This is a genomic window from Acinetobacter sp. CFCC 11171, assembly GCF_003268405.1.
In the GTDB taxonomy this organism is placed as follows: Bacteria; Pseudomonadota; Gammaproteobacteria; order Pseudomonadales; family Moraxellaceae; genus Acinetobacter; species Acinetobacter amyesii.
Map to the genome: position 1 here is coordinate 1 of NZ_LQXP01000143.1, position 213 is coordinate 213.

The following is a 213-nucleotide window of genomic DNA, read 5'->3' on the forward strand; positions in this document are numbered from 1 at the left end:
GGCACTGTTGCAAATAGAGATTTGAGTCGATGATGTTCCCTTTAAAAAGTACTTAGAGACCGAAAACCCTGTTGATTAGACACACTTCACCCTGAGGCTGACCATAATAAAATGACGATGCTTGTCCTTTACGTAGTGCACGCATGACTTCAATACCTTTAATTGTGGCATAAGCCGTCTTCATAGATTTGAATCCTAATGTGGCCCTGATGA

At 41.3% G+C, this 213-nt stretch carries 1 pseudogene; it reads right to left on the minus strand.

The window, feature by feature from the left end:
* Window positions 1-52: 52 nt before the first annotated feature.
* Window positions 53-213: pseudogene (locus AVJ20_RS18230) on the minus strand (IS6 family transposase); the annotation flags it as partial.